This window comes from Oscillatoria sp. HE19RPO (genome assembly GCF_024220515.1).
Taxonomy (GTDB): domain Bacteria; phylum Cyanobacteriota; class Cyanobacteriia; order Cyanobacteriales; family Laspinemataceae; genus Laspinema.
Genome location: NZ_JAMXOT010000077.1, coordinates 1 through 18,604, shown reverse-complemented (window position 1 = coordinate 18,604; position 18,604 = coordinate 1). Strand labels below are relative to the sequence as shown.

Genomic DNA, 18,604 nt, shown 5'->3' with positions numbered 1-18,604 from the left:
CTAGAAACCCGGTTTCTTTTCCCCCACCCCAAACGCAGCTTTTTATCACTTTATCATTCCCCAGCAGCCGCTAAAACCTCTCTATATAAATTTGGCCCAATCCGAAAATTAGCCTCCCAGATTAAACTCTCCATAATCGGTCTAATCTGAGTAGTCAAAACCCGACGCTTTGCCACTAGCAAAATTCCTAATAATCCCGTAAGCGACAACCCTAAATTAATCCCTTCCCTTCGTCCTAACCGTTCATCAATCAATAATTCTTCTACATTCACTTCCAATGCCAATGCGATCGCCTCTGATTCTCCTCGGTCTAAATGACGTTCAGTTTGTAAAACATTTACCAGTTGTTGATTAGTGGGTTGGCGAACCTCAATCCAATCAAGACCCAACACATCTGTGATGCGCGGGTCATCTTCTCCTCCTCGCTGTAATTCATGCAAAACCCCCGAAGGAATCAATACCCGTCCGTAGAGTTGTTCTAATAACCCCAGATAACCGGCGAGCCAACCCACTTAAAGGAGAAGTATCACTCACAACAATCATAGCCATCCCTTAGCCGTTAAATCCTGTATATCCTCCTGCAATTCCTCCACATCGTAATGAATATTAATGCCCCTCTCTGATAGAATTTGTTGGAATCTAACCTGCGAGTAATTCAGTAACTCTGCTGCCTTACCCAAGCTAATTTTTTCCTGCTGAAACAGCAATAATACCAACTCGATAATTAACTCCTGTTCAGAAAGTCCACTAGCTTTAACAATGTCTTCGGAAATCACTAGGCTCATCATATTACCTCAAAAAAGATAAATTATTTTCATCATCACAAGCAAAGCGTTTCAGGGGTTGGGGTATCGTCTCGAATCTTGGCAAAAATATCATCACCCTCTAAGTCTATACCCTCATCAAAAAGGCGAATTGCCAAAGCATCAAACGCCTCTAAAATTCCCTCAGATTTGGCAGAAGCAATTTTAGCAAAAGGTTGGCCCGCCTCAACAATCACAAAAGTTCATTTATAGCGCAGTGGCACTTTATTCTGATGCCCAGCTAACCCTTGACTGCTCATTTTTCCCCTCAATTTTCAATTATCAATTCATTTAAAGCCTCTTGAATCACCTGCTCACTTACCCCGCGCCGCTTCAATCCATCAATAAAACTTAAAACAGGTGGCTGGCGACTTTCCAGATGGTATAAAATGGCCTCATAAGGTGATGGTAACTCAATCGGATGATGTTGTTCTTCATAGACTTCGATTAGGGTGGTCAGAACCTCAAGTCTATCCCCATCAGTCGTATTTACAGGCGCATCAAATAACCGTTCAACCTCCGCTAAAGCTTGACGATAATCTGCCTCAGTTTTAATCGGTTTTAAATTCATATTATTTTACCTCTTTAAATTGTAGTTGCATCAATATTATCATATTCTTGATGTGTGCCAACAAAGCGAATAAAGACAATCCCCAGGTCATAACGAACATGAACAATTATCCGATAATTATTCCCCTTTATATTAAAAACCACCCGATTATTGGGAAGAATACTCGCATTCCCAGAGTTAGAAACCGGGGTTCTTGACTAAATTTTTGATGAGAACCCCAGATGATGCAAGAAACCCGGTTTCTGGTCCCCCACCCCAGAGTTAGAAACCGGGTTTCTTGACTAAATTTTTGATAAAAACCCCAGATGATGCAAGAAACCCGGTTTCTTGTCCCTTACCCCAGAGTTAGAAACCGGGTTTCTTACCTAAATTTTTGATGAGAACCAGAGATGTTGCTAGAAACCCGGTTTCTTGTCCCCCTTCAACAGGTTAGAAACCGGGTTTCTTGACTAAATTTTTGATAAAAACCCCAGATGATGCAAGAAACCCGGTTTCTTGTCCCCCTTCAACAGGTTAGAAACCGGGTTTCTTGACTAAATTTTTGATAAAAACCAGAGATGATGCAAGAAACCCGGTTTCTTGTCCCTTACCCCAGAGTTAGAAACCGGGTTTCTTACCTAAATTTTTGATGAGAACCAGAGATGTTGCTAGAAACCCGGTTTCTTGTCCCTTACCCCAGAGTTAGAAACCGGGTTTCTTACCTAAATTTTTGATGAGAACCAGAGATGTTGCTAGAAACCCGGTTTCTGGTCCCTTACCCCAGAGTTAGAAACCGGGTTTCTTACCTCAGTTTTTGATGAGAACCAGAGATGTTACTAGAAACCCGGTTTCTTGTCCCTCCCGGTTTCTTATCTCTCCCCCCAGGTTCAGAAGTTACGGGAAAACCGAGCTAAAAGTTCCTCGCGGGATAGCTGCAAAATCAACTGAGCTTGCTCCAATGGGGGAATTTCGATTAACGCATCGATAATAGATGCTAATTCCGCATCCACAGCACCAAATTTCACTTGCAGCAGGCTTTCCACCAACCGCCGCTGTCCTTGCTGGATGCCTTGTTGAACTCCTTGCTGGATGCCTTGCTGGATGCCTTGTTGGACTCCTTGCTGGATGCCTTCTTCTTTAACAGTTTGTAACCGTTGTAAATACAGGGGTGATAGTTCCATAATTAACTCCCTCTCTTCTGGGGCTAAATTTTGCCTAGCTTCTAGCAGTTCACGCAGGTTGTACAGTAATTCTAGCGTGGTTTCTCGCGTGGGATTATCCGGTGGGAGTTTATACAGTTCTTGCAGGGCTTGTTTTTGGACTTTGCCTGTGCCTAAAATCCGCAACCACAGGGTTTCTGGCGTTGGCGGTAGTTGGTGGAGGACGATAATGGCGCTTTGTAGTCCCTTGGCGAGAAAGTAAACGCCGCTTATCCAGTTTTCTAAGTCTAAGGTTGCGCCAAAATCTGCTAAGATGGCGGCGGATGCGGTGGGAGTCATAATCCACAACCTGGGTGATTCTGCGGGAGTAATCTGTCTTTTTTCCCGGGTGGCTTGACGTTCAAATTCTGCGGTGAGGTCTAAAAGTTTCACGAGGCAACTGCGAATTTCTCTGGGTTTAACGGGATTGCTAAAGGGTTCAAACACTGCTGGAGTGGTTGCCAATCTTCCGAGTAAGCCTAGGTGACTAGCATCGCCGATGTTTTCCGGGTTGGGCGTGAAAAATATGTCAATTTCTCGCCGTTCTGAAGCCATAGTTTTGCTGGTTTCAGTTTGACCTAATTGCCTTAACAGTTCCTGGATGTATTTTTTGGTGAATTCGTCGTAGATAAATCTGGTCATTTGTCATTTGTCATTTGTCATTTGTCATTTGTCATTTGTAGAAACTGGGTTTCTTGTCCCCAGTGAGATGGGGAAGTTCAGGCGATCGCCTTCATATTTCCATAGTAAGTTGCCATATCTTGCACCGAGAGGGTATCGGTTTGAACTTGCGGACTCCATAGCAATTCCAAGACAAGCAGATAGTCTGACGAGAGCGATCGCAATTGACTGAGCGCTGTTTTCATCACACCGATCGTATCAATTGGGGCAAATAACGGCTGATCGTGTGCTGTCCCCAGCAATAACGTAATCACCACATACGCCCCTTCTCCTCCGTCCTGAATCACTGCCGGTTTATCGGTTTGGGTAATGATTCCCTCCACATTACTCAGGGTTTCTGCACTAAATTTACCCCGTTCCTGAAGGGATAAACTTTCAAATACTTCTTCTGCTGCTTCGCGACTCTCGAAAGTTTCCGAACTGCCTAAAAGATGAGTCCAATAGAGACAGTTTTCGAGCAACTGTTCTACGGTAACTTCGAGTAACTGATATAATCCCTCTGGGGTTTTTGTGTCGGCTTTCAGGCTTAAGTTGGACAATTGAGATTGGATTGAACTCACTCCAGCACTGACGGCAATCTGAAGTTGGCTCACGGTGACGATATCGTTATCGAGTTCTGAATGTATCATTTATATTTATATTTATCCTGGGTAAACTAAGTTAAATGTTATACAAATGCGGTTTTTAAAAGCAACCACCGCTGGGGTTAAAATCACCCGGGCGCTTCCCGAAGCGCCCCTACAGGCGGTTGATTTATCCCCCGACGGTTGTTGCCTGCCGCTTACGCTGGGGTTAAAACCACCCGGGCGCTTCCCGAAGCGCCCCTACAGGCGGGTGATTTATTCCCCGACGGGTGTCGCTTATCCAATTTGAACCATATCACTATACTGAGTTAGCAAGTCATCATAGCTCAAACTATCTGTGGATTCCTGGGGACTCCAGAGTAACTCAAACACTAAGAGATAATCTGGGGTGATGGCGGCGACTTGTTGGAGGGCCGATCGCAATTCTTCCGCAGAATGGATGGGTCCGAATAAGGGGTGATCATCTTCGGTTCCCAGGAGGAGGGTCACCACGAGATAAGAGGCGGGGTCCCCTTCGGAGTGGGAGCGGGCTTGATTCTGCCGAATTTTACCCCCAACATTACTCAAGGTTTCTGCACTAAATTTACTGCGTTCTTGAATGGATAATTGTTCAAAAACTCGCCCTGCTTCTTCCCGACTCTTGACAGTTTCTGAATGGGTTTGAACATGAGTCCAATATTCAGGATGGCGGAGTAAGGATAAGGCAGATTCTTGTAAAAATTCCGTCAGTCCTTCGGGAGTATCGAGGTCGGCACTGAGGCTTAAATCGGTGAGATGGGATTGAATCTCTCGGGCGGAAGCTAATAGGGCAACCTGCAATTTGGTGACGGTGACAATCTCATTGTCGAGTTCTGAAACTGCTGCGGCTGCCCGTTTAGAACGAATCCACCACAGGGCTGCGATCGCCCCTCCGGTAATCAGTAAAAACAGTAAAAATTTCCAGGGAAAGCGATTATTTCCAGTAGCTTGGGTCCCGGCATAGCCCGATTGGGGAGAGGGAGATGCGGCAGGGACGGGTTGGGTGGTTGCCGGTGCTGTGGGACTGGGGACATAAGTTGGCGGGACGACTGGGGCGGGTTTGAGTCCAGTTCCGGCAGAATCCTCATACTGGCGATCGCTGTATTGGGGAGTGGGATAGTAGGGTTGCGGCACGGGAACTGGTACTGGGACCACCACCGTTCCGCCTCTTGATGGAGAAGTGGTTTGGGGGACTGGAGTGGGTGTTGGAGTGGGTGTCGGAGTGGGGGCTGGAGTGGGTTGCGCCTCGAAGGAACCGCCCCTTGCTCGTCCTCCGGTATTGCCGCGACTGGGAGTGGACTCTGTGGGTGGGGGATTGTTCGTGCGCGAGGGACTGTTGCTACTACCGGAGCCACTGGAACTCGGGGCTGAACGGCTGGGAGAAGGATTGGTGGTGCGAGAAGGGGTGGAACGGGAGGGAGTGGAACGCGAGGGGGTGGAACGGGAGGGGGTGGAGCGAGAAGGGGTGGAACGGGAGGGGGTGGAGCGCGAGGGGCGACTGAAAGACCCTCCCCGGCTTCGTCCTCCGGTGCGGGCTAAAGCAGTGGATTGAACCTCTATCCACTCTCCCATTGGGCGGATCGAAGGGGTAATCTTGACTTCATTAAAGAGCAAGAGGCAAAGGAGAGTGGTTAAGGTGAGATTAAATTTATGCATGGCTGAAAACCCAGCTTTATTTATTTAGTCATAGCCCATCCCCCTCGGAATTGTCATCTTTTATTGACAGATTGTCCGAGTTTTGGAGGAGGTCCGGGCGGCGATCGCGGGTGCGTTGCAGTTGTTGTGCTTTGCGCCACTCCTCTATTTTACCGTGATGTCCCGAGAGTAACACTTCCGGTACTTTCCAGTCGCGAAATTGGGCCGGACGGGTGTAGTGGGGATAGTCTAGTAATCCATCCTCGAAACTCTCCGCTTCTAGGGATTCAGGTTTACCGACGGTCCCAGGAAGCAGGCGGACGACCCCATCGAGTAAGGCTAAGGCGGGAATTTCTCCTCCGGTGAGGACGAAATCCCCTAGGGAGACTTCCCGGGTGACGAGATTCATCACCCGTTCATCGATGCCTTCATAATGTCCGCAAATCAAGACAAGTTGATCGAAATTTTGGGACAATTCCCAGAACAGATTGCGATTCATCGGTTGTCCTTGGGGGCTGAGAAAAATCACCTCGCGGCGAGGGAGGATGGGTAAGGATTCGACTGCCGCAAATAAAGGTTCAGGTTTCATAACCATTCCGACGCCTCCGCCATAAGGTTCGTCATCGACTCGGCGATGCTTATCCGTCGTAAAGTCGCGAGGATTAAGGAGATGGACCGCAGCAATCTGGTTAGCCAGGGCTTTCCCGAGGAGGGAAGATTGCAGTGGGGTGGTAAAAAAATCGGGAAATAACGTGATAATATCTATTCGCACAGGGACAACAAGGGAGCGGACACAATCTTTTATTATAGGTCCGACTATCCAAGCTACCCGAGATTGGGCATCCCTCCTAGGTCCGGTAGAGGCGATCGCCTTAGCCTAATGCTTTACCCTGCTGTGATCTTTGCCACGGGCACGCCACTATTGAGGACAATACCTTTCGGGGGTGATGTTTGAATTCTAAATATTTGTGGAAATTTTTGCCATTATATCGACTGAATAACCATCCGCGCTGACCCGGTAAAAACGGGCAGAAATCCAAAGGAGCAAGCAAGCGGGGCGATCGCTCACTAGCCCGGGGATTCAGCAGGCACGGGAAAAAAAAACCGTGGAATCGTAAAAAACGTGAGAAAATTAAACTCCCTGACCCTGGGTCCGCACTTGGGCGCAAGATTGCCCATCCGGTGATGCAAAAACGGACAAGAATGCCCTCTAAAGCCCTGCGCTTGGGGAAGGATCGAAACGTACAAAAAATAAGGGCCAATAGTCAAGACCACCCATGCTACAGTTAGACACTCAATCCCTACAACAGAAGATGCCCCAAACACTTAAAAGCACTGTAATGGTGATTGGCGGTGCGGAAGACAAAGTTCATGGCCGCGAGATCCTGCATACGTTTTTTACTCGTGCTGGAGGAACCGAGGCGAAAATTGCGATCGTCCCTTGTGCCTCACGAGAACCCTCGGCGATCGGGGACCGATATCACAAGATCTTTACAGAGATGGGTGCCACCAGCATAGAGTTGCTAGATATCCGCGAAAGGACCCAGGGAGAGGACCCGAAGTGGCAAGAGTACATGGAAGAATGTACGGGAGTCTTTATGACTGGCGGCGATCAACTCCGACTCTGCGCCTTAGTCGCGGATACGCCGTTGATGGAAAAGGTTCGGATGAAGGTGCGCGAAGGCAAAATTGTGTTAGCCGGAACCAGTGCTGGTGCCGCAGTGATGGGACATCACATGATTGCAGGCGGAGGCAGTGGAGAATCGCCGAATCGCTCCTTAGTGGATATGGCAACGGGATTGGGAATTCTGCCTGATGTGATTGTGGACCAGCATTTCCATAACCGGAATCGAATGGCAAGGCTACTCTCGGCGATCGCCTCTCATCCAGACCGCCTCGGCATCGGCATTGACGAAGATACTTGCGCCATGTTTCAAGGCGATGGCGTGATTGAAGTGATTGGCAAAGGCACCGTGACCATTGTCGATCCCGGTTCGGCTTTCGCAACGAACGAGCAACAAGTAGGAGCCACAGACCCCTTGAGTTTGTACAATATGCGCTTACATATTCTGTGTCACGGCGATCGCTTTGAGTTACGTCAGCGCGTCAGTCGTCCCACCCACACCTAGGCTTTTATGGCAGCATACCCCCCCGACTCCCTCGTTATGATTAAACTGCACAGACGAGAATAGGCCAGTCCCGGTGAAACTTGAAAGTTGAAAGCCTAAACTTTACCCCCTTCGACTTCACGCTTCACCCCATCCACCCATTCTCGGCTGATTCAGTTTGCGCTTGTCCCTCCCTGGACTCCATCAAGATGTTCAAAATGAACATATTGTAACGGACGAAAGCCAGAAACTAGAACAAGTGCCTCTATTGCTTCCAAAACAAGAGCTTCATCCTCGCGCAGCTTATGAAAATACTTAAAATCCAGACATTACGGGGTCCGAACTACTGGAGCATTCGACGCCACAAGGTTATCGTGATGCGCCTCGACTTAGAGGACTTAGCAGAAAAGCCGACATCTTTGATCCCCGGCTTCTATGACGGTCTCGTGGAGGCGCTACCGAGCTTGGTAGAACACTACTGCTCTCCCGGTTGTAGAGGAGGTTTCCTCAGCCGGGTCCAAGAGGGGACCTATATGGGTCATGTGGTGGAGCACGTTGCCTTAGAGCTCCAGGAACTCGCGGGGATGATAGTTGGTTTTGGTCGCACCCGCGAAACCTCCACACCAGGTACCTACCAAGTCGCCTTTGAATATGTCGATGAACAAGCAGGTCGCTATGCCGCTAGAGCAGCGGTGCGCCTCTGTCGCAGTATTGTCGATACAGGACGCTATCCTCTTTCTGAGTTAGAACAAGACCTCCAAGACTTGAAAGATTTGGCCGCTAAAGCGTCCTTGGGTCCCAGTACCGAGACCCTGATTAAAGAAGCCGAAACCCGAGATATTCCCTGGTTTCACTCCAGCGCTAGAGCCATGATCCAACTGGGAACGGGGATTTATCAAAAACGAGTCCAGGCAACCCTGACCGATCGCAGCAGTATTTTAGCCGTTGAACTCGCCTGCGATAAAGAAGGAACCAAAAAAACCCTCCGGGATGCCGGAGTTCCGGTTCCCCGAGGGACTTTGATTCACTATTTGGATGAACTCCAAGAGGCGATCGATGAAGTCGGGGGCTATCCCATCGTGATTAAACCCCTCGATGGCAACCACGGACGGGGGATTACCATCGATATCAACTCTTGGGAAGATGCAGAAGAAGCCTACGACGCTGCCACCACGGCCTCCAAAACGCGATCGGTGATCGTCGAACGCTACTACAAAGGTCGGGACCATCGGGTTCTCGTGGTCAATGGTAAACTGATCGCCGTTGCCGAACGGGTTCCTGCTCATGCTGTGGGAGATGGCCGGTCTACCATCCAGGAACTCATCGACGAAACCAATCGCGACCCCAACCGAGGCGACGGCCATGATAACGTTCTGACCCGGATCCAAGTAGACCGGATCAGTATGCAAATCCTGGAACGCAAAGGATATGACCTCGACACTGTACTCAAAGAGGGCGAAATCTGCTATCTGCGCTACACCGCCAACCTCAGCACCGGCGGCATCGCCATCGATCGCACCGATGAAATTCACCCAGAAAATCTCTGGATGGCGGAAAGAATTGCCAAACTGATTGGCTTAGATATCTGTGGCATTGATGTCGTCACCGAGGATATTTCCCAACCCCTCCGGGAAAATGATGGGGTCATCGTCGAAGTCAATGCCGCCCCCGGTTTCCGGATGCACGTCTGTCCCAGCCAGGGCCTGCCCCGCAACGTCGCCGCCCCGGTGATGGAAATGCTCTTTCCCCCAGGCACTCCCTCGCGCATTCCCATTCTCGCCGTCACCGGCACCAATGGTAAAACTACCACCACCCGCCTGTTAGCCCATATTTATAAACAAACTGGCAAAACCATCGGTTATACCACCACCGATGGGACTTATATCGGCGATTTTATCGTCGAAAAAGGGGATAACACCGGACCCCAAAGTGCTGAACTGATTTTGAAAGACCCCACTGTTGAGGTGGCGGTCTTAGAAACCGCCCGAGGGGGGATTTTGCGATCGGGTTTGGCCTTTGATCGCTCTGATGTCGGCGTCGTGTTAAATGTCTCTGCGGATCATCTCGGCATCGGCGATATCGATACCATCGAACAAATGGCGACCCTCAAAGGCGTCCTCGCTGAATCCGTTGATCCCAAAGGCTATGCGATCCTGAATGCCGAAGACCCCCTTGTCGTCAAGATGGCAAAACGGGTGAAATCTCAAATCGCCTATTTCTCGATGAACCCTGAGAATGAGATTGTGCAAAATCATGTTCGCAATGGGGGACTCGCGGCAGTCTATGAAAATGGCTATCTCTCGATTATTAAAGGAGATTGGACCCTGCGGATTGAGCAAGCGGTTAATGTGCCCCTAACTATGGCAGGATTGGCTCCCTTTATGATTGCCAACGCCCTTGCCGCTGCCTTAGCTGCCTATAGCAATGGGGTTCCCATTGAGCAAATTCGCAGTGGATTGGCAACGTTTGAGGCATCAGTTGCCCAAACTCCGGGACGGATGAATCTGTTCAATATGGGGACTTATCATGCCTTGGTGGATTATGCCCATAATGCCGCCAGTTATGAAGCCCTAGGCGGGTTCGTGCGAAATTGGCCCGGAGAAACCATTGGCGTCATCGGGGGTCCTGGCGATCGCCGGGATGAAGATTTGACCAACCTCGGCAAACTCTCCGCAGAAATCTTCAAACAAATTATTGTCAAAGAAGATAATGATACCCGAGGTCGTCCCCGGGGAGATGCGGCCCACTTCATCTGTAAAGGCATTGCCCAAGTGAATGGTCCGGCAGCGTATCAAACGATTCTAAATGAAACCGAGGCGATCGAAACCGCCCTAGACGAGGCTCCATCGGGCAGCTTAGTCGTGATTCTGCCTGAAAGCGTCAGTCGGGCGATCGGTCTGATTGAGAAGCGCAAACCCCTAGAAGAACCGCGCATTCCCCTCAACGGTTCAAAGCCTGTAGAATCCTCCTCGGTTGAATATAGCGAGTCTTCTACATAATTTACAACTGAACCTTTACCAAAGACTTGAAAAGGATAACTCTCCATTTTCAAGTCTTTTTTTTAGGCAAAATCCACCGAATTAAAGTTAATAAAAACCCGCACCCTAAAGGGTGGGGCTATACGGACGAAGCCTGCCTCCGCAGGCTGAAGAGTAAAATAGGTCTTTCACAACCGGATTGGGTATAACAACAGTTGTTCTCTTAGTTCGTAGTAACGACTTCAGTCGTTCTCTTAGTTCGTAGTAACGACTTCAGTCGTTCTTAATGTTGGTAGTAACGACTTCAGTCGTTCTCTTATCAAAGTTCGTAGTAACGACTTCAGTCGTTTCTTCCTGTTCGTAGTAACGACTTCAGTCGTTTCTTCCTGTTCGTAGTAACGACTTCAGTCGTTCTCTTTCTTATTTCGTAGTAACGACTTCAGTCGTTCTCCAACTGCACGATAACAACATCCCAACATCCCACCCCCCTAAATAAGATAAAATAAACACCGCGCCCCGCGCAATATTGATCCACCCTCATATAGGAAAAACCCATGACATCAACCTCTAATCCATCCCTGCGAACCGAACAACATAGCCTAATCCAACAACTCGCCGATTGCATCGAGGGCGTGTGGCAAGAAGAATTAGAACTATCCCCTTATCCCCTGCCGGAGGACCTGGGATATGTAGAAGGACGATTAGAAGGGGAAAAACTCAGAATTGAAAATCGCTGCTATCAGACCCCAGAATTTCGGAAAATCCATTTAGAACTGGCAAAAGTCGGCACCACCCTGGACATTTTGCACTGCGTGATGTTTCCCAACCCCAACTATGATTTACCCATGTTCGGCACTGATTTAGTAGGAGCAAAAGGCAAAATCGGGGCAGCGATCGCCGACTTATCCCCCATTCGTCAAAACGTCCTCCCCCAACCCTATCAACAGCAACTTTCGGACTTACCGGCGATCGCCTTTACCCATCCCCGAGACCTCCCCCCCTGGGGTCATATCTTCTCAGAATTTTGCCTCTTTGTGCGACCGGATAATCCTGCCGAAGAAACCCTATTTCTTAATCGCGTCAAGGAGTATGTCCAAATTCACTGCCAACAAGCCAGAAACACCCCCGCCACCCCCGAACTCCACAGCGAAATCCTCGCCGGACAACGTAATTACTGCGACCATCAGCGCAAAAATGACAAAACGCGCCGGGTTTTAGAAAACGCCTTTGGCAACGAATGGGCCGAATATTATATGACCCAAGTCTTATTTGACCTGCCTGAAGGGGACTAAAAGATCATGACCGAAACAAAGTGCGCTCACGTCTTAATTTCGGGAATCGTTCAGGGAGTCGGGTATCGATTTAGTACCGTCCATCAAGCCCAGAAACTAGGAATATCCGGTTGGGTGAGAAACTTAACCGATGGACGAGTCGAAGCCATCTTTGAAGGCAACCCCGAAACCCTCGATCGCATGATAGCCTGGTGTCATCAAGGACCCTCATCCGCCCAAGTCACCGATGTCACCGTCACCTATCAACCCCCCCAAGGCATCACCGGATTCACCACCCGATATAAATAACACCCCCTCCGGACGTAGAGGCGATTCGCGCGATCGCCTCAAGCCACATTTCATGTAGCCGCGCGAGAGCGATCGCCTGCCCAGATGCTCAATTTAATCACCCCTGAGCGTTATTTCATGTAGCCGCGCGAGAGCGATCGCCTGCCCAGATGCTCAATTTAATCACCCCTGAGCGTTATTTCATGTAGCCGCGCGAGAGCGATCGCCTGCCCAGATGCTCAATTTAATCACCCCTGATCGTTATTTCATGTAGAGGCGCTTCCCGAAGCGCCCCTACAAATACACCTTGACAGGGCTAGAGTCATCTTCATGACACCCCTAAAGGGGTGACTACAAACGATTGAGCGCGTTGCAATCACCTTGACAGTGCTAGTCCTGAACGGTTGTTTTTTGGGGATAAATGACTTAAAATAAAAGAGATAAAAAATCACCGAAACCTTGTAATTACCCATCAATTCTATACCCACAATTGTTATGAATACGCCAATGGTCAACGCCCTATTTCAATTGATTCATTCCCGATCTCCAGAAGACCGGACCGCCTTAGAAGAAAAACTGTTTTTCGATAATGCTTATCCCTCTACCCCCGAGGCGATTAACCTAGCTTTGCACAGCAGTAGCTTTAATTTTCTCAACCAAGAACCGGACCTTTATACCCTTGACGATGGAGAACCCATTGCATAAACTTGACTAAAGGCGATATTGTTTTAGGGCTTTTTGCCTTCTATATTAGCAACCAATTCAGCACTTTAATGCTGCCTCAAATCGTGCTTTTCCGGGGAGCATCCCGTTAATGCTTTAAGTATTTATACTTATCCCAGAAATGAGGATGGGAACCAAAAAAAAGGTAAAATGTGAAAAAATCAAACATCAAGGACAAAAACATATGAACCTAGCTAACGAACAAAAACTTAAATACCATTTGAGGGAAGTAGCAAAAATTTTAAAAGAGGAAACTCCCAATGAGCAATTACAAAACTTTGAGCCTATCGAGTTGGCTACTCGAAAGCATATACTCGAAACGGTCGGACCAGAAATTGGCACCTTTTTTTTTCTTCAGGGGAGCCTCCAGTCAAAGGAAAAAAACGGCAAGTAAAGACCTGTTTCGGTATAGTAACAGTCAATAGCCGTCGGGCAAAGCAGCTAGGATTAGCGCCCAGGACTCAGCTAAGTCCAGTCATGACAAAATGTTGTTGGGTAGCTAGTGCTAAGTCTTCCTATGAGGAAGCCGAAACTTGATCTGGCACTGATGATGGGCATCAAAGTAGGGCACAGTAGTCTCCATCGTTTAGTCCAAAAAAGTGACTTTCCTCAAGCCGATAGTAAACAAAAGGTGGATAGCCACCGTGGGAATGGGGGGAAAATCCGATTGAGAACCGAAAAACCAGGGCCTTGTGAATGGCGAGATTATAAAGCGGTAAGTTTACATAATTCAGTGTGCCAAGCCTATTTTCAAGAGAATGAAGCTCTAATCAGTTGGGTACATAAGCAATCCCTAAGCCGGATGATCACCTCCGTTGGTGATGGCCATGATGGAGTTTGGAATATCATCAGTAGGTTAAAACCATCTTCGGAGCGAAGGGATGTACTGGATTGGTATCATTTGGTGGAAAACCTCTACAAGAAAAGGTGGGTCATCTCAACAATTAAAACGACTAAAAAGCTCACTGTGGCGAGGTTGTGTGGATGAAGTTTTAGAGGAACTGTCTGAAAGAAAGGGACAGAGGGTACAGAATTTTCGGGCTTATTTAGCAAAACATCGCTACCGTCTGGTTAACTATGATTTATATCAATCCCTTGGGTACGCCATTGGTTCGGGTTCGGTTGAATCTACAGTTAAACGTATTGGCGCTCGTGTGAAACTTTCTGGAGCACAATGGCTTAAACAATCTGTATCTAAAATCCTTCACTTACGCTGCGCTTACCTGAACGGGGACTTTTTTGTAAGTATTTCTGCTTAGTTCTTAACTGAGATGCTCCCCTTTTCCGATTAATTAATAAGAGACAAAAGTGAAATTTATTGTTTCAAAAATAGATTTGTAAAAACGTAGGCCGAACCTAGTAAATATTTAGTATGAATCCCTAAATGTACAGGCGATTCGCGAATCGCCGCTACATTTAGGATGGATTTTCAAAATCTGCGTAAGTCTTGGTAGATTATCACAGATATCCCTCTTCTATCAGTTTACGGCAAATTAACGAGGTGGCATCATTTCATGCCACGAGTGATGGGACCATCTCAATTTGGCCTCAAAGGGGAATTTATACGTCTTGCTCCCCCTGACCTCGGAGGTCAGGGGGCACCGGCGGTTAGGTCTATGAGCCAAGTTGAGATGCTCCCCGAGTGATTAGGCTTTCAACCGGGTTTGAGAGAAGAGGGTTATACTCCATAGTTAGCCAGAGCTATCAGCGATGCCTTGTTTCAATCATGCTTTGTCTCTGCGGTCTTTTTTTTACCCGGAATTGCCCAACGTTTGATACTTCCCACCGTCACCGGCATACTATCGGCCACATCAATGGTGAAGCGAAACACCTGACGAGATCGCCTCCCATCTTCCGGATCGAAGAATGTGAGCAGCACATCCCAGCAATCACTATTGAGACGACAGTAGGGACTTTTTTGGACTTCGATGGTGTCGAGTTGTCGCTCAGAGGCGATCGCCTCCGCAAAGGTAGCAGCAGCTTGAAACGTATTGGTGACTGCAAAATTCAGGGCGCGATCGCGAGAGGTTTGCCCGATATTATATAAATCGTAATACACCCGATTTAAAAAAGCAGTCAGCCCTTCCCGGAGATTTTCTACCCCCACCGCTTCAGCATTATTTACAGTTGCTAAAGCTGCCTCAACTAAATTATTCACATTCCACCCATACATCCCTCGGGGGTTCTGGACATTAAGCACCGGAACCACTTCCCCAGAAAAAAGTTCTACCGTCCGCTGAGTTTGTCGTCCAGGGATACTCACTCGCTCAATGAATTCAGCACTCGTTTCGGGTTCAAGTTGCCCATTGAACATCAACAAAAACATTTCATAAATATCATCGGCAAACGGGCCTTTTGGATCAAGGGCATAGATAGTATTTTGGTCACGATTTAGAGTCCAAATTAGCGAGTGAGCCTCATTCGGATTGCGATCGAGATGTTCCACCATCTGGTAAGCATCATAAGGGTCTGGCGGCACCATCATCCCATTCAAATTTACCGCAGCCATATTTTGCTTAAAAGTATCCCGCCGCGCCGCATCTCCAAAGTCATAGCCAATCGTGCCGAGGGCGTAGACCTGGCCGGAGTGAGCCTTACTGGGCTTGACGGCAGAGGGAGCGGGGGAAGCGGAGGGAGCAGGGGAAGCAGAGGGAGAGGGGGGAGCAGAGGAGGTAATAACGGAGGTATGCTCTGTGCGAGTGACTTGCTCACCTGCGAAAGAAATCGTTACTGAAGACCCGAACAACAACCCCATCACCCCAGGGAGGTTAACTTTACCGCGTAGACAGCGTTCCGGTTCATCAGTATCATCAGGGGTACAGGGAATCGCCGTATTGAGCAGAGCCGCCCGCACCGCCTCCGCATCCACAGGTTTACTCTGTTGGAGTTGCAGACTCATCAGCAAACCGCACAACCCCGTCATCACGGGAGCCGCCATACTTGTTCCCAGAAGGCGTACAGGTTCTTCATTCGCGGGTTGCGCCCCCAGAATTTCACCCCCCGGAGCCATGATGCCTTCTAGGGCATTGTTACCGCCCCAATTGCTGAACTTGTAAGGGGTACCGTCAGGCTTTAAGGCTCCCACAGACAGCACTCCCGGCAGGGAAGCGGGCATACACCAGCATTCTCCCTTGTTATTCCCAGCGGGGGCGACAATCAGAATGTTGTTGTCCTGGCACTTTTTCAGGGCTTGCAGGAGGATTTCTTCCCCTTCCCCGGTTTGGGTGGGGCGGCAGGCGGCACAGTGGATGATATTTGCCCCTAACTCCAGACCCAGTTCAAAGGCACGAGCTAGATTGATGGGTGAGATGAATTCTTCATCAGTGCCAGTAGTATTGAGGGGGACATTAATCACACGACAGCGAGGAGCAAGTCCCGGAGAGGGGGTGTTTTCTTGACCGACGATGGTGCTGGTGATGTGGCAGGCGTGGTTGTCGCCGTGGATGCGTTTGAGGAGTGATTCAGGGAAGGCGGCTTTCTGGGCTTCCGCTTTTTGGTCTTTATCTAAAGTATCATCCTTGCCGATCGCCTGAAATAGGAGATAAGCCTCTGTAGGAACAGGTTCAGCAGGGGGGTGCCAATAGGGGAAGACTTTGGAGATTTCCGCCCCTTCAAAACAGGAGAGGGTGTGGTCCGGGTTGCCATCGAGAATGACGATGGTAATCCGGGAGTCGCCGAGGGTTTGGTTGCGGAGTTCAGCGAGTCCGGGGATGCGATCGTCCAAGTCGTGGGGATGTTTGGCAGTGGAAGCAGCAGAGGCAACAACTGCCGTCGGTTGGGTTTCGACTTCGCTCAATCCGACAGAATCCGATTCAACTTCAGTTGCTTCAATTTCTGAATCCAATTCGGAGGGGTGAATGGTTGCTTGGTTTTCGACTTCGCTCGACCCGATAGATGCGGATTCGGCTTCAATGGCGATCGCTTCCACAGCCAATTCTTCAGAAGCATGAATATTATCTTCTACTGAATCATCTACCCCACTCGCCTGAATATTGGCCTTAGGCAAAGACCCCAACATGAATTCACCCACAGAGGATTCCACCACATAGTTTAATCCCGTCGCCCGGGCAAAGCGATCGCTATCTCCCGCCCCCAACGAACAGGGAGCAAGTCCCATATTTGTCGCCACCAAATAGAGGTTCTGATACAGGACACCAACGTGCTTGAGAACCAGGGCATAAGCCAGCGATCGATACTTGCGGAACAGCCGCCCAAACCGAGCCGTAATAATCAGCAAAACTTGGGGCATTCCCTGTTCACCACTGGACTGGTGAGCATCTTTAATCAGGGCTTGAATATCGGCATCAGCAGCATCAAGTTGAGCCAGTTGGTGATTGAGGGGATCATAGTGATAAAGTCCCGGTTTCACCCCTTCACAACGACGCACCGCCAGATAGATTTCTAGTTCGTACATCGCGCCGCCACAGGGATAGGGACGGCGGCTGATTTCTCCCCACTCGAAATCTTCACCAAATTGGGCTTTGAGCAGTTCGGTTTGTTCAGCATCATGAGTATAAATTTCCTTGATGCGAGCCGTGCGATAGAGAAGTTCCCCCAATTGCTCAATGGTGATGGGGTGATTCTCGTCATATTCGCGAATCGATGCCCGTTGTTCGATCGCCGTCGTCAGGGTTTTATCCTTCTGGCGGATGGCATCAATGCTCAGTTGGGGCAGGGCGACAATTTGCCCGCTCATGGCTGGCTTTACCACCGGAAACTCGTCCCAAACCTCCAAACTGGCGGCAATATCACCTGTGAGATAGTCATGGCGACCTTGGCGACAACGGCTATGGAATAGCAGGTTATGGAACTCCCACAGCTTCAGTTCCGGGGCTTCCGCTTCCACGGTGAGAAAACCCGTCGCCCACAATAAATTTAAGAATTGATAGGCGGTTTCTGCTCCGATTTGGGGGGGTGGCGTGACCCAGCCTAGGGATAGGGGTTGGGCGAGTTGGGCCAAAATTGCGCTCGATCGCCAGTCCAGCAGTTTGACTCGAAATTTGGATAAGGGGGATTCCAAGACCATGCCGCCTTCGTGGCTGCGTTGGTAGGCAAAGCGCGATAGGCTGACACTGGCCCGAGTCCAGTGGGGTATGTCTAGGTTAAGTTCAGCGGATTCCACCATTGGCACTGCGATCGCCAAGGGTAATACAGCATATTGCAACCAGCCGCGATCGCCGATCTCTTGCAACATCAGCGCCAACTGCTCCCCAGCTTCCGGCCCTTCCTGTGCGCTTAGGGTTTGGGTCAACTGTTGGAGGGTAGCGGTTCCTTCCTGTAAGTGGGCTAGGGCATCGCTCATCCCGGTGATGGCAGGGAGAGTTACCATAGAGGGAGCAATGGATTGGCTAGGATCGGTATTCGCGGGACTGAGGGCATAGCCATCTGCCGTGGTGCTGACCTGAATGGTGGAATTGAGGGAAACCGCGAAGGGATAGGTACGCATAAGTTCTAGAGGGATAATGTTACAGAGGGAAGGAAATGACAGCAGCCATTGGGGAAATTATTAGCAATGGGATCTTATTTGATGTAAAAAACTGGTCAACAGCCCGGGCTGAACGAGACGTTTTTTTCAAACAATTGAAATACTTTTTGACGCATTAGCCAACAGAAACATCAATTACTTAGGGTGTTCCAACAAATAAATCATCCAAATCCCGATGGTTAAGCACCTAACAAGACTGTATGACGCCGCGCAGGCGGGCTTTGTCCGTGTAGCCCCAGGCTTTCCTAGCGGAACGCTCATAGAACAGCCTGCGGGTTTTT

The 18,604-nt window shown here is 49.1% G+C and carries 17 protein-coding genes; 7 read left to right on the top strand and 10 right to left on the bottom strand.

What is annotated here, in order from left to right; genetic code table 11:
* Positions 1-53 precede the first annotated feature (53 nt).
* The 9 genes from NG833_RS30810 to trmD all read right to left on the bottom strand — a co-directional run bounded on the left by NG833_RS30810 (position 54) and on the right by trmD (position 6,242).
* The gene (locus NG833_RS30810; protein WP_254564770.1) at positions 54-512 is read right to left on the bottom strand and encodes a DUF3368 domain-containing protein; all 459 of its coding nucleotides are present in this window, start codon (positions 510-512) and stop codon (positions 54-56) included.
* A 27-nt stretch (positions 513-539) separates the two neighbouring features.
* Complete coding sequence (locus NG833_RS08015) at positions 540-785, bottom strand: UPF0175 family protein (protein WP_254564785.1); 246 nt, start codon at positions 783-785, stop codon at positions 540-542.
* A gap of 35 nt (positions 786-820) precedes the next feature.
* Positions 821-1,000: a hypothetical protein gene (locus tag NG833_RS08010; protein ID WP_254564769.1), complete on the bottom strand. Its 180-nt coding sequence runs from the start codon at positions 998-1,000 to the stop codon at positions 821-823.
* Between the two features lie 71 nt (positions 1,001-1,071).
* On the bottom strand, positions 1,072-1,374 hold the full coding sequence (locus NG833_RS08005) for a type II toxin-antitoxin system HigA family antitoxin (RefSeq protein WP_254564768.1): 303 nt from the start codon (positions 1,372-1,374) through the stop codon (positions 1,072-1,074).
* Positions 1,375-1,388: 14 nt separating this feature from the next.
* Positions 1,389-1,535, bottom strand: a complete 147-nt coding sequence (locus NG833_RS08000) for a type II toxin-antitoxin system HigB family toxin (RefSeq protein WP_309143840.1) — start codon at positions 1,533-1,535, stop codon at positions 1,389-1,391.
* 705 nt (positions 1,536-2,240) lie between these two features.
* The gene (locus NG833_RS07995; RefSeq protein WP_254564766.1) at positions 2,241-3,194 is read right to left on the bottom strand and encodes a hypothetical protein; all 954 of its coding nucleotides are present in this window, start codon (positions 3,192-3,194) and stop codon (positions 2,241-2,243) included.
* A gap of 77 nt (positions 3,195-3,271) precedes the next feature.
* Complete coding sequence (locus tag NG833_RS07990; protein WP_254564765.1) at positions 3,272-3,862, bottom strand: DUF1517 domain-containing protein; 591 nt, start codon at positions 3,860-3,862, stop codon at positions 3,272-3,274.
* 231 nt (positions 3,863-4,093) lie between these two features.
* The gene (locus NG833_RS07985) at positions 4,094-5,491 is read right to left on the bottom strand and encodes a DUF1517 domain-containing protein (RefSeq protein ID WP_254564764.1); all 1,398 of its coding nucleotides are present in this window, start codon (positions 5,489-5,491) and stop codon (positions 4,094-4,096) included.
* Between the two features lie 28 nt (positions 5,492-5,519).
* Positions 5,520-6,242, bottom strand: a complete 723-nt coding sequence (gene trmD / locus NG833_RS07980) for a tRNA (guanosine(37)-N1)-methyltransferase TrmD (protein ID WP_254564763.1) — start codon at positions 6,240-6,242, stop codon at positions 5,520-5,522.
* A gap of 505 nt (positions 6,243-6,747) precedes the next feature.
* Here trmD and NG833_RS07975 point away from each other — a divergent pair.
* The 7 genes from NG833_RS07975 (at position 6,748) to NG833_RS07945 (ending at position 14,097) form a co-directional block, all read left to right on the top strand.
* Entirely contained in the window at positions 6,748-7,599 is an 852-nt protein-coding gene (locus tag NG833_RS07975) for a cyanophycinase (protein ID WP_254564762.1), read from the top strand.
* Positions 7,600-7,883: 284 nt separating this feature from the next.
* Positions 7,884-10,577: a cyanophycin synthetase gene (cphA, locus tag NG833_RS07970; RefSeq protein WP_254564761.1), complete on the top strand. Its 2,694-nt coding sequence runs from the start codon at positions 7,884-7,886 to the stop codon at positions 10,575-10,577.
* Positions 10,578-11,110: 533 nt separating this feature from the next.
* Positions 11,111-11,848: a phycocyanobilin:ferredoxin oxidoreductase gene (locus tag NG833_RS07965; RefSeq protein WP_254564760.1), complete on the top strand. Its 738-nt coding sequence runs from the start codon at positions 11,111-11,113 to the stop codon at positions 11,846-11,848.
* Positions 11,849-11,854: 6 nt separating this feature from the next.
* Positions 11,855-12,136: an acylphosphatase gene (locus tag NG833_RS07960; RefSeq protein ID WP_254564759.1), complete on the top strand. Its 282-nt coding sequence runs from the start codon at positions 11,855-11,857 to the stop codon at positions 12,134-12,136.
* A 474-nt stretch (positions 12,137-12,610) separates the two neighbouring features.
* Positions 12,611-12,820: a hypothetical protein gene (locus NG833_RS07955; protein WP_254564758.1), complete on the top strand. Its 210-nt coding sequence runs from the start codon at positions 12,611-12,613 to the stop codon at positions 12,818-12,820.
* Positions 12,821-12,965: 145 nt separating this feature from the next.
* Positions 12,966-13,232: a hypothetical protein gene (locus NG833_RS07950; protein ID WP_254564757.1), complete on the top strand. Its 267-nt coding sequence runs from the start codon at positions 12,966-12,968 to the stop codon at positions 13,230-13,232.
* Between the two features lie 487 nt (positions 13,233-13,719).
* Positions 13,720-14,097: a hypothetical protein gene (locus NG833_RS07945; protein WP_254564756.1), complete on the top strand. Its 378-nt coding sequence runs from the start codon at positions 13,720-13,722 to the stop codon at positions 14,095-14,097.
* 461 nt (positions 14,098-14,558) lie between these two features.
* Here NG833_RS07945 and NG833_RS07940 read toward each other — a convergent pair whose 3' ends face one another.
* Complete coding sequence (locus NG833_RS07940) at positions 14,559-18,284, bottom strand: PatA/PatG family cyanobactin maturation protease (protein ID WP_254564755.1); 3,726 nt, start codon at positions 18,282-18,284, stop codon at positions 14,559-14,561.
* Positions 18,285-18,604 lie beyond the last annotated feature (320 nt).